Raw genomic sequence first — 12,426 nt, 5'->3', positions numbered from 1 at the left:
AGGAGCGCCCTTGGGCGCGATGGGCGTTCCCGATGAAGCCCTATGGGCGTTCCCGGTAAAGCCCTCGCGACCGAGGTCGCTCCTACCAAGCGGTGTCAGCGAGATTGTTGGCCGATCGCGCGTGGTCGGGTCGCCGGTATTCCGTAGGAGCGCCCTTGGGCGCGATGGGCGTTCCCGGTGAAGCCCTATGGGCGTTCCCGGTAAGGCCCTCGCGACCGAGGTCGCTCCTACCAAGCGGTGTCAGCGAGATTGTCTGGGCCACTACGCGTGGTCGGGTCGCCGGTATGTCGTAGGAGCGCACTTGTGCGCGAGGGCATTCCCGATAACGCCCGTCGCGCCCGGGTGCGCTCCTACGCGGTGGCCCATGACCAACCCGCCTCATCAATCACCACAGCGAAGGCTTGGCTGACCACAAACCCGTCTCATCAATCGACGGGCCTGGGTCAGCTAATGGTGCCCGCGAGCTTCAACCGAGTGATTCCAAGCGCCCGGCTCAGCTAATGGTGCCGACCAGCTTCAACCGCTTGTCTTCCGGCACTTCGCTATACGCCAGCACCGACAGGCTCGGCACGCTGTGGCGGACCAGGCGGGCCAGGGCGGCGCGCACCTGGCCGGGCACCAGCACCACCGCCGGTTCGTTGCGGGCTTCCTGCTTGCCGACGCACTCGGCCAGGCTCTGGTGCAGGCGTTCGGCCAGGCCCGGTTCCAGCGCCACGCCGTTGCCATGGGTGGATTCCTGCAGCACGCGCTCCAGTTGCGGGGCCAGGGTGAACACCGGCAGCTCGGCCGACATGCCGGCGATTTCCTGCACGATGAACCGGCCCAGCGAGGTGCGCACCGCGGCGGTGAGGGCGGCCGGGTCCTGGCTGTGCGGGGCGTGCTCGACCAGGGCTTCGACGATCTTGCGCAGCTGGCGCACCGGGATGCGTTCGATCAGCAGGTTCTGCAGCACGCGCACCACCACCGACAGCGGCAGCGCCTTCGGGGTGAGGTCTTCGACCATCTTCGGCGCGGTCTTGCCCAGGGTGGCCAGCAATTGCTGCACTTCTTCGTGGCCGAGCAGCTCCGGGGCGTGTTCGCGGATCAGGTGCGACAGGTGGGTGGCCACCACGGTGGCCGGGTCGACCACGGTGTAGCCCATCGATTCGGCATAGGCGCGCTGGTGCGGCTGGATCCAGGTGGCATCCAGGCCGAACGCCGGGTCCTTGCCGGGAATGCCGTCCAGCTGGCCGAGCGCACCGCCCGGGTCCAGGGCCAGTTCGCGGTCGGGGTAGATCTCGGCGGTGGCCACCGGCACGCCGTGCACCAGCAGCCGGTAGGCGTTGGCCGACAGCTCCAGGTTGTCGCGGATGTGCACCGGCGGCACCAGGAAGCCGATGTCCTGGGTGAGCTTGCGGCGCACGCCCTTGATGCGCGCCATCAATTCGCCGCCCTGGTTCTTGTCCACCAGCGGAATCAGGCGGTAGCCCACTTCCAGGCCCAGCGGGTCGATCGGGCGCAATTCGTCCCAGCTCAGCTCGGCGCTGGCGGCGGCGGCCGTCGCTGCGGCAGCGGCTTTGGGGTCGGTGGCGGCTTCGCCGGTGGGGGCGACCACCAGGCTGCGCTTGTACATTTTCCAGGCGATCACGCCCAGGATCAGGCCGAGCGTCAAAAACGCGACGTTCGGCATGCCCGGCACCAGGCCGACCAGGCCCAGGATGGCCGCGGCCACCGCCAGTGCGCGGTGCTGGCCGAAGACCTGGCTGATCATGGCGCCGCGCATGTCCTGCGCCCGCGAGGCGCGGGTCACCAGCAAGGCGACCGAGGACGAGACCAGCAGGGCCGGCAGCTGCGCCACCAGACCGTCACCGATGGACAGCAGCGTGTAGGTGGACGCCGCATCGATGAAGGACATGTTGTGCTGGAGCATGCCCACCGCCATGCCGCCGATGAGGTTGATGAACAGGATCAGGATGGCGGCGATGGCGTCGCCGCGGATGAACTTGTTGGCACCGTCCATTGCGCCGTAGAAGTCGGCTTCCTCGCGGACCTCTTCGCGGCGGGCCTTGGCTTCCTCACGCGTCAGCAAACCGGCGTTGAGGTCGGCGTCGATGGCCATCTGCTTGCCGGGCATGGCGTCCAGGATGAAGCGGGCGGTCACTTCCGACACGCGCCCGGCACCCTTGGTGATGACCACGAAGTTGATGATGGTCAGGATCGCAAACACCACGATGCCCACGGCGTAGTTGCCGCCGATCACGAACTGGCCGAAGGCCTCGATCACCTTGCCGGCTGCGGCGTGGCCGTCCTGGCCGTTGATCAGGATCACGCGGCTGGAGGCGACGTTCAGCGCCAGGCGCAGCATCGTGGTCATCAGCAGCACGATCGGGAAAATGGTGAATTCCAGCGGGCGCTGCACGTAGACCACCGCCAGCAGCACCATCAGCGAGATGGCGATGTTGAAGGTGAACAGCGCATCCAGCACCGGCGCGGCCAGCGGCACCATCAGCATGGCCAGCATGGCCATCAGCGCGAGCGGGGCGCCCAGGCCGTTGCGCAGCAGCTCCATCACGCGGCGGGCATTCATCGGGGCGGGTTGGGCGCTCATGCGCTGGCCCCCTTGCCGAACTCATCCACCTCGAGCGGCGGCAAATCCGGCATCGGGCCGCCGTTCCAGCCGCGTAGCTGGTAGACGTAGGACAACACCTGTGCCACCACCGAATAGAGTCTCACGGGAATTTCCTTGCCGAGTTGGGCTTCCCTATACAAGGCGCGTGCCAAAGGCGGCGCGGTGACGATCGCCACCCGGTGCTGCTCGCAGGCTTCGCGGATGCGGAAGGCCATTTCGTCCACGCCCTTGGCCACCACGACCGGGGCGCGCATCTTGCCGCGTTCGTACTTGAGCGCCACCGCGTAGTGGGTGGGATTCATCAGCACCACGTCGGCGGTGGGCAGCGCTTCCATCATCCGGCGCTGCGACATCTGCATCTGCATCTGGCGGATGCGGCCCTTCACTTCCGGGCTGCCTTCGCTTTCCTTCATCTCGCGCTTGATCTCCTCGCGCGTCATCTTCAGCTTCCGCAGCCAGTTCCACTTCTGGTACGGCGCGTCGAAGGCGGCCAGCAGCACCAGTGCGCCGGCGGTGTAGAACAGCAGGCTCTTGGTGAAGTCCAGCCCGTTGCCCACGGCCTGTTCCAGCGGCTGGTTCACCAGCGAGCGCAGCCCGTGCAGGCCCTTGGAGATACAGAGGCTGGCCGCCAGGCCCACGAACAGCAGGCGCAGGATCGACTTGACCAGCTCGGCAAGTGCATGACTGCCCCACATGCGCTTGAGCCCAGCCATGGGGCTGAGCTTGTTGAGGTCGGGCATGATCGCCTTGCCGGAAAAGTGCAGGCCGCTCATCAGCAGCGGGCCGACCAGCCCGGCTGCCAGGCAGATGCCGATCAGCGGCACCATCACCCACAGCAGTTGCAGCAGCAGATCGCCGAAGTGGCCGAACAAGGCCATCGGGTTCTCGCGCATCTTCGGGTCGGGGCTCAGCGCGGTCTTCATCCAGACACTGGCGCCGTCGCCGATGCCGCGCGCCATCAGCATCAGCGCGAACACCCCGGTACCGAACACCGCGGCGGTGGACAACTCGCGCGATTGCGGGATGTTGCCCTGCTCGCGGGCTTCGCGCAGGCGTTTTTCGGTCGGTAGTTCGGTGCGTTCGCCGCCGTCTTCGGACTCGGACATTGGGGGGCCGTTGACTGGATTGGCCTTGCGTCATGCAAGTGGTGTTCCTTAAAACGGGAATGGGGAATGGGGAATGGGGATTCGGGAATCGCAAGGGCGGGGGCTGCGCGCTGGGCGATTGCCGGGGCGCGGGAATAGGCAAAGCCAGGTAGCACATGCCCTGCAGGTTGCGTTGACCGGGCAAGCGGCTGTGGTGCGTTTTACGCCGGATGGCTGGGAGCGTGCATGGTCTAGATCGGGGCGCCTGGCGATGCCAACCATGGGGGTGCGTTGTTGGGTAGTTCGGTGTGTTGGCAGCCGGATGCTGGGAGCGCGAACGTGGGCTGGGCCACGGGATCGATTGGCCTGCGTGGGGCTGAAGCAGGGGGCGTCAGGTTGCCGGCGTTGGGCTACGTACGCGCAAGGTGCGGGCTTGCGCCTGCGGCACTTTCACCTGCAGCCTTGGGGCTCAGCTGGCGCGGCGGCGTTCGCCATCGCGCTGGGCGACGACCAGGGCGATGAAGCGGTCCGGTTCCATCGGTCGGCCCAGCAGGTAGCCCTGCAGTTGGTCGCAGCCCAGGCGTTCTAGCGTGTTGCGCTGGGCGGCGGTCTCCACGCCTTCGGCCACCACCTGCAGGCGCATGGTGTGAGCCAGGGCCACCACCGCGGCGACGATGGCGATGTCTTCCGGGCCGCTGTCCATGGCCTGCACGAAGCTGCGGTCGATCTTGAGCTCGTGGGCGGGCAACTTGCGCAGGTAGAGCAGGTTGGAATAGCCGGTGCCGAAGTCGTCGATGGCGATCCGTACGCCCAGGTCGGTGAGCTGGCCCAGCGTGCGCAGGCAGGCGTCGGCGTCGCGCATGGCCATGGTTTCGGTGATCTCCAGGGTCAGCTGGCCGGGCGCGATGGCGTGCGCGGCCAGGGTGGCGGCCACTTCCGCCGGCAGGCTGGGCGAGGCCAGCTGGGTGGCGGAGAGATTCACCGCCACGCGCCAGTCGCCGTGCCCGGCATCGCGCCAGGCGCGCATCTGCCGGCAGGCTTCTTCGAGCACCCACTTGCCGAGCGGGCCGATCATGCCGCTGCGCTCGGCCAAGGGGATGAAGCTGTCCGGCGGCACCATGCCGCGTTCGGGGTGCAGCCAGCGGATCAATGCCTCCGCACCCAGGGGGCGGCCGTCTTCAGCGCAGTACTTGGGCTGGTAGTGCAGCGCGAACTGGCCCAGCTCCAGCGCGCGCGGCAGATCCTGCAGCAACTGCAGGCGCTCGCGGGTGGTGCCGGTCATCGAGCGATCAAAGAAGCTGTAGCGGTTGCGACCGGCCTGCTTGGCATGGCCCATGGCGGCATCGGCGTGGGTCATCAGCTGGTGCTCGCTGCCGGCATCTTCCGGATACAGCGCAATGCCCACGCTGCTGCTGAGGCGCAGCTCGTGGTCGCCCACCAAAAACGGCAGCGCCAGCGCCTGCACCAGATGCCCGGCGATGGCGGCGGCATCTTCCGGGTCGGCGATGTCGGCCACCAGCACGAATTCGTCCGCGCCCAGCCGTGCCAGGCTGCCGTGTGCGCGCCGATGCGCGCCCAGCCGCTGTGCCACGGCGATCAGCAGTTGGTCTCCGAGCTGATGCCCGTAGCCGTCGTTGACCGCCTTGAAGCCGTCCAGGTCGATCAGCATCACTGCAAAGCGCTGCCCGTCGCGCTGGCCGCGCTCGATGCTTTGCAGCACGTGCTCATGCAGCAGCACGCGGTTGGGCAGGCGGGTCAGCGGGTCGTGCAGGGCAGCCAGCACCAGTTCCTGGTTGGCCTGCGCCAGCGATTGCGCCAGCACGTCGGTGCGTTGCTGGAAGCGGCGCGACAGCACCGAGATCACCAGCGCCAGCCCCAGCAGGCCCAAGGTGACCGCCGCCACCACCGGGGCCAGCCACGACAGCGGCAGCTGCGCGCCGATCCCGGCCGCGCCGCAGATGCTGCCGGGCGCAAATTGCGCGGCAGCCATGCCGGTGTAGTGCATGCCCACGATGGCCACGCCCATGATCATGGCGGCGACCACGCGCAGGCTGTAGCGGCGGCCGTCGTGGCGCAGCTGGAAGGCGATCCACAACGCTGCAGCCGAGGCACCGATGGCGATCGCCACCGAGACCGCGAACAGCAGCGGGTCATAGGTGATCTCCGGATCCATGCGCATCGCCGCCATGCCCATGTAGTGCATCAGCGCGATGCCCAGGCCCATCAGCAGCGCGCCCAGGCTCAAGCGGCGCCAGGGCAGGTCGGCGCGCGAGGTCAGCCACAGCGCCAACGCCGAGGCCAGAGTCGCCACCAACATCGAGTACGCGGTCAACGCCAGGTCGTAGCCCAGCGGAATCGGCAGCTGGAATGCCAGCATGCCGACGAAATGCATCGACCAGATGCCGAACCCCATTGCAATGGCGCCGCCCACCAGCCACGCGGCCGCAATGCCGCCACGGCTGGCGGTCATGCGCGCGGCCAGGTGCAGCGCGATATACGAGGCCAGCACGGCCACCGCCAGCGACAGCAGCACCAGCGAAAGATTGTAAGTACCGAGCACCCGTCCACATCCCGCGCCGACACCAGCGCTTGCCCTGTGAGCTAACGACCCGCCGCGCCGCTTCTTGAGTGGATGCGGCGGCGGGTTTCATGCAACCGAGCAGGCCGGGGTTTCCGGTTCGATCCGGTTGCGCCCCTGGCCCTTGGCGCGATACAGCGCCTCGTCGGCGCGGGCCAGCAGGGTCGGGGTGCTGTCGCCGCTGCGGAACCAGGCCACGCCGACCGAGCAGGTGACCCGCAACGGCCGCGCAATACCGACCTCGTAGGGCGTGGCGCCGATCACCTCATGGATGGCGCGCAGGCGGTGCTGGCTCTGTTGGGTCATGCCCGGCAGCAACAGCAGCAGTTCTTCGCCGCCATAGCGGCCCACCTTGTCGGAGTCGCACAGGCAGTTGGTGAGCCGCGCGCCGACCTGCGCCAGCACGGCGTCGCCCACCAGGTGCCCTTGTTCGTCGTTGACCAGCTTGAAGTGGTCCAGATCGATCAGCACCACCGCCAACGGGTGACCGGCGCTGGCGCACTGCTGCAGTTCTTCGGCCAGTGCCTCCAGCACGCCGGAGCGGTTGAGCAGGCCGGTCAGCGCGTCATGGCTGGCCTTCAAGGCCAGCGCGGCGCGTGCGGTTTCCAGCTCGCGCTTCTCGCGCTCGAGTTGGTAGGTCCGTTCGGCCACCAGCTCGGCCAGCATGCGTTCGCGCGCCACCAGATGGCGGTGACGCCAGCGCCACAGGCCGGCCAGCACGCCAGCGCCCATCAGCACATACAGCGCGATAGCCGGCGGGCTGCGCCACCACAGCGGTGCCACCGCAAACGGCCAGTCGACGATGGGCGAGGCGGTGCGCCGGTAGCGGTCGAGCACCTGCACCTGCAGGCGGAAATGGCCCGAAGGCAGCGGCGGCTGGTCGATGGCCAGGTCGTTGGTCTGGATCCATTCGTCGTGCAGGCCGAGCAGGCGATAACGCACGCTCAGACGGCTGGGGTCGTCGTAGACCTGCAGGCTGGACAACGCCAGATGCAGTGGCTTGTCGTTCCAGGCCAGCAGCTGGCCGCGCTGCACCGGCACACCGCCACGGGTGACGCTGTCGATACGCACGCTGGGCTGCTGCTGGTCGAACAGCCGCGCCGGCGTGCGCACATGGCTGACACCACGCGCGGTGCCGATCCACACCGACCCATCCGGCTCTTCCAGGAACGCGGCTTCGGAGACGTCGTCCCAGAGCAGGCCTTGCGACTGCGACAGATGCGACCAGCGCTGGCCGTCGTAGACCTCCACGCCACCGGCGTGGCCCACCCAGATCCGCCCGGCGCTGTCCTCGCGCAGCAGGTACACGCCCGCTTCGCCCAGGGCCTCGTCGCTGACCGCCTGCAGGTCCAGCCCGGAGGGCTGCAACACGCCATGCCACACGCCAGGGCGATAGAACGCCAGCCAGACTTCGCCGCTGTCGGTGACGTGGAATTTGCTCACCCAGGGCTCGCCCGGCCCGCCGTTGACGCGGATCGGAATCTTGCTCCAGTGCGCTCCCTGCAGGCGGAACAGGCCATTGGCGCTGGACACCCACACACTGCCGTCGCCGCTTTGCTGGACATCGGTATAGGCGATCGCCGGCAGGTCGGTCACCCGGTGCAGGGGGGCGCCCTCCAAGGCCGCGTCGATGACGAACAGCCCGGCCACGCTCAACGCCCAGAGCCGCCCCTGGCGGTCGAGCAGCAGGCGGCGCCCGGTGCGCGGCAGCTTGCCGACCTGGGCGCTGCGCCCATCCGGCCAGTCGCGCCGCACCGCGCCGGCGGAATTGAGGGTCCACACACTGCCGTCGGCAGAGCGCACCATGCTCACCACCTGGATGCCCGAACCCGGCAGCGCCGGCGCAAAGCGGCCATGCGGCACGGCCTGGCGGCCAACGCCGTGTTCGTTGCCGACCAGCAATGCGCCGTGCGCGTCGCGGGTGATCGACCAGGTGGGTGTCAGTGGCATGCCCTGCGAGGCGTCCCAGTTTTCGATCCATTCGTAGCCGGCCCAGCGCACCAGGCCTTCGCCATCGACGCTCATCCACACGTCGCCTTCGGCGTCGACCACCACCGCGTGGCTGCTGCCCTGTGGTAGCCCGTTGCCGGCATCGAAACTGCGCCAGTGGTCAGACTCCCAGCGCACCAGCCCGGCGTGACTGCGCACCAGTACGCGGCCGCTGCGGTCCAGCACCAGTGGCGCTGGCTGGCCGACGGCGCGGCCATCGAGCACCGGCAGTGGCCGAACCGTGAAGTTGTGCGCGCCCGGTGCGCGGTACACGATCGTGCCCACGCCGCGGGCCCACAGCCCACCTGCGCGGTCACGCAACACGCTGTACCAGCGATCGTCCGGCACGCCTTGCTGCGGGCCGTAGACCTGCACCTTGCGCTGCGCATCGATCGCACACAGCTGGCGCCCGCAGCCGGCCCACAAGGTGTCGCCATCCACCGACAGGCTCAGCACCTTGGACAGGTCCGGCACGCGCACCCGGGTGGCGGTGTCCAGCAGCGGTTCGCTATGCCAGCGTTCGCGCGCACGTGGCAACAGGCGCAGCAGGGTGCCGTTATTGGCCAGCACGGTGCCCCACGGCAGGCTGGCCAGCAGCACGCCGTCTTGCAGGTGGTTGACTTCAGTGGGGTCGAGCTTGCGAAAGCCGCGCTCGTCGCCGACGAACAGGCTCTGGAAACCGGCCACCCACAAGCGCCCGTCGGGCGCTTCGCTCATCGACGAAATGGGTTCGTTGCGCAGGCCATCCAGTGGCGACTGCTGAAAATTGCGGCCATTGAAGCGATACAGCCCGGTTTCTGTGCACACCCACAGCAGTGTGTTGCGGGTCTGCAGCAAGCAGGTGCCAGCCAGCCCGAGCAGGCCTTGATCGTGTGCGTAGCGACGGATGGTGGCGGTCTGCGCACCGGCCAGTTCGGCAAACGCCAGCCACAGCAGTACCAACAGCAGCGCCACGCCTTTCGACGGACGCCGGGTTGGCGAAGTGCACTGGCGGTTCTCGAACCCCACGGGCGTTGCGCTCTCCCACGCAGCGGCAGGCGTCAAGGCCGGTGCGTCATGCGCCGTGCCTCACGGGTGCCATGGACGGCCGGTCGTGCAAGCCGCGTTACCACGCTAACGGCTGCAGTGACGGCTTTCTTTAACCGGCGTTGTCGGCGTTGCGTGCTGCATCACTGGCGTGCAGCTGCGGCGCAGCGTCGTATGCGATGCGGTTGCGTCCGTTGCGCTTGGCCAGATACAGCGCTGCGTCGGCGCGTGCGAGCAGGTGTTCGACGCTGTCGCCGGGGTACCGCCAGGCCACGCCGATCGAACAGGTGATCGGCAGCACGACCTCGCCGGTGGGGTAATCGCCGCAGATGCCGGCGTGCAACGCGTCCAGGCGATGGGTTGCATCAGCACCAAGACCAGGCAGCAGCGCCAGCAATTCTTCGCCGCCATAGCGGCCGATCCGGTCGTTGCCACGCACCAGCGCATTCAAACGCATGCCGACGCCCGCCAGCACCGCATCGCCGGCCAGATGGCCGTGCTGGTCGTTGACCTGCTTGAAGTAGTCCAGGTCGATCAGCACCACCGCCAGCGGTTGCTCGCGCAGCGGCGCGCTGTCGAGCATGCCGCGGAGCGCTTCCAGAATGCCGGCGCGGTTGAGCAGGCCGGTCAATTCGTCATGCGTGGCCTTGTGCGTCAATGCCGCGCGCGCGGCTTCCAGATCGCGCTTGTCCTGCTCGAGCTCGGCGGTGCGTTCGGCGATGAGATGTTCCAGCTCCTGCTTGCGCGCCAGCAACTTGCGCGTGCGCCAACGCAGCAGCGCCACCACGCCGCCGATGCCGGCCAGCACGTACGCCACGATGGCCAGCGCACTGCGCCACCACGGCGGTCGCAGTGCGAAGGCGAACTGTGCAATGGGGCTGGCGCTGCGTTGGTAGGCGTCCAGCGCCTGCACTTCCAGCGTGTAGTTGCCCGGTGGCAGCAAGGGGTAGGTGATGTGGCTGAGCGAGGTGGTGGTCCAGCGTGCCTGGCGGCCTTCCACCCGGTAGCGGAAGCTGATGCGCTCCGGCCCGCCCTCCACACCGGGGGTGCGCAGGTCGATCTCCAGCGGCGTCTCCGACCAGCCCACCGATGTATCCGCGCGCAGGCTGCGCTCGCCGCGCTGCACCTGGGCGATCTCCACCCGCAATGGCGGTGCGGCAAACAGGCGGTCGGGCTGGCGCAGATGGCTCAGGCCGCGGCTGCTGCCGATCCAGATGCTGCCGTCGGTGTCTTCGAAAAACGCATTGGCCGACATGTCGTCCCACAGCAGCCCCTCGGCGCGGGTGATCCGCGACCAGTGGCCGTGCTGATACAGATCCAGCCCCTGGCTGCTGCCCACCCACAGCCGGCCCTTGCGGTCGTGACGCAGGATGAAGGGCATGACCTTTGAGACCAGCGGGTCGGTCACTGCCTGCAGCGCCACGCTGCCGTCGGGCTGCACACGCCCGTGCCACAGGCCCACCTCGCGCAGCGACACCCAGAGCTCGCCATCGGCGGCGAAGTCGAGCTGGAACAGGTCCTGGCTGGGCAGATCGCCATGCACCGGCACCTGCACCCAGCGGTTGCCATCGCGGCGATACAGGCCATCGGCGGTGGCCGCCCACAGCCGGCCCTGCGCGTCGAGATCGAGATCGCCGATAAAGGTACCGGCCAACGCGACATCGGGTGCCAGCGGGTAGGGTGCCTGGCTGCTGCCGTGGTAGATGCCGCGCGGGGTGGCCATCCACAGCGTGCCGCTGCGGTCGAAGACCAGTTTGTAGACCGGGCTCGGCAGGTCCATCACCCGGCGCGTCTGCCCGGTGATCGGGTCGCGGCGCGCAATGGCCCCGGAAAAAAACGACACCCAGCCCGCGCCATCGGGCGCCACCGCAATGGTCAGCGCCTGCGGCAGCGGCTGGCCGTCGTGTTGCAGCCAGGGCTGCGCGCGCTGCGCCTGTGCCGGCAGCAGGCTGCCGCCGCCGTCCGCACCCACCGCCAGGGTGCCGTCGGGTAGCCGTTGGATGGCCCAGGTGGGCGCGGCGGCCATGCCCTGTGCTTCGGTCAGGTGTTCGATGCTGCCGTAGCCGAGCCAGCGCTGGATCCCCATGCCGCGCGTGCCGATCCACAAGGTGCCGGTGGATTGCTGCAGCAGCGGGCCCACCATCGCATCCAGGTGCAGGCCCTGGTCGGCACCGATCGCCGTCCAGTGGCCGTCCTGCCAACGCACCAGGCCATGGTCGGCACGCGTCAGCAGCCGGCCTTGCGGGTCTTCCACCATGGTGGTGGCGCCCGACAGTGTGTTGAAGGTGGCTTGCGCGCTGGACGGATGCGAACGGAAACGCCCCTCGCCTGGCCCGCGCGAGATGATCAGGCCACCGCCACGCAACCACAGCCGGCCAGCACGGTCGCGAAAGATCACCCGCCAGCGCTTGGCCGGCACGCCTTCCTCGTCCGAGAGCACCTCCACCAGCGTGCCGTGCGCATCCAGCCTGCAGACAGTTGCCGCGCAGGCCACCCACAAATCGTTGCCATCGGCCAGCAAGGCGCGGCGCGGCGGCAGCACCGTGCCATCGGCGGCACGCAGCGGCAGCGGCTGCACCTGCCAGCCGGTGACTGCGGCAGGGGTCAGCGCCAGCAGCGTGTTGTCGCTCACCACCGCCACACCGTTGCGGTAGGCGGCGATCACGTTGCCGGCATCGGCGCGGATCCGCTTGCCGTTGTAGTGCACCTGCTCGAAGCGCTCGCCGATGCGGACGAACACGCCGTTGGCGGTGGCCACCCACAACCGCCCGGCGCGGTCCAGGGTCAGTGCACGGGTGTAGCGGGCATCGAGGCCTTGCTCGGCACCGACCGGGACGAAGCGATCGCGCTCGAAGCGGTGCAGCGCGGTTTCGGTGGCCACCCAGACCGCGCCGTTGCGGTCTTCGAGGATGCCGTTGATCGACATCCCCTGCAGGCCATCGGCCTGGTCGTATTCGCGAAAGCTGAAGGTCTGCGCATGCGCTGCACCTGCGGTGCCCAGCAGGGCAAGCACCAGCATGCAGAGCGCCCGCAGCCACGGCCGAGCCCGCAGCGAACCGCGGCACGGGAGCAGCAGGGCGAGCAGGGCGAGCAGGGCAGGCAGCGTGGGCATCGTTTCCCGTCGACGGAGGAAGGGCAGT

At 68.6% G+C, this 12,426-nt stretch carries 5 protein-coding genes; all 5 read right to left on the bottom strand.

Going from position 1 to position 12,426, the window contains the following annotated elements:
* Positions 1-493: 493 nt before the first annotated feature.
* A complete protein-coding gene (flhA, locus tag ACCQ09_RS11590; RefSeq protein ID WP_016945277.1) occupies positions 494-2,566 on the bottom strand; it encodes a flagellar biosynthesis protein FlhA in 2,073 nt (690 codons plus the stop codon).
* Positions 2,567-2,583: 17 nt separating this feature from the next.
* Positions 2,584-3,714 (bottom strand): flagellar biosynthesis protein FlhB, encoded by a 1,131-nt coding sequence (flhB, locus tag ACCQ09_RS11585; RefSeq protein WP_228427931.1) that lies wholly within the window; start codon positions 3,712-3,714, stop codon positions 2,584-2,586.
* Between the two features lie 448 nt (positions 3,715-4,162).
* Positions 4,163-6,253, bottom strand: coding sequence for a putative bifunctional diguanylate cyclase/phosphodiesterase (locus tag ACCQ09_RS11580; protein WP_040941340.1), 2,091 nt, complete (start codon positions 6,251-6,253; stop codon positions 4,163-4,165).
* A gap of 87 nt (positions 6,254-6,340) precedes the next feature.
* Positions 6,341-9,268, bottom strand: coding sequence for a ligand-binding sensor domain-containing diguanylate cyclase (locus ACCQ09_RS11575; protein ID WP_228427929.1), 2,928 nt, complete (start codon positions 9,266-9,268; stop codon positions 6,341-6,343).
* Between the two features lie 130 nt (positions 9,269-9,398).
* Positions 9,399-12,398, bottom strand: a complete 3,000-nt coding sequence (locus ACCQ09_RS11570; protein ID WP_228427927.1) for a ligand-binding sensor domain-containing diguanylate cyclase — start codon at positions 12,396-12,398, stop codon at positions 9,399-9,401.
* Positions 12,399-12,426 lie beyond the last annotated feature (28 nt).

The sequence above is a fragment of the Xanthomonas sp. NCPPB 2586 genome, assembly GCF_041475775.2.
In the GTDB taxonomy this organism is placed as follows: Bacteria; Pseudomonadota; Gammaproteobacteria; order Xanthomonadales; family Xanthomonadaceae; genus Xanthomonas; species Xanthomonas campestris.
This window is presented reverse-complemented; position numbering and strand designations above follow the sequence as displayed.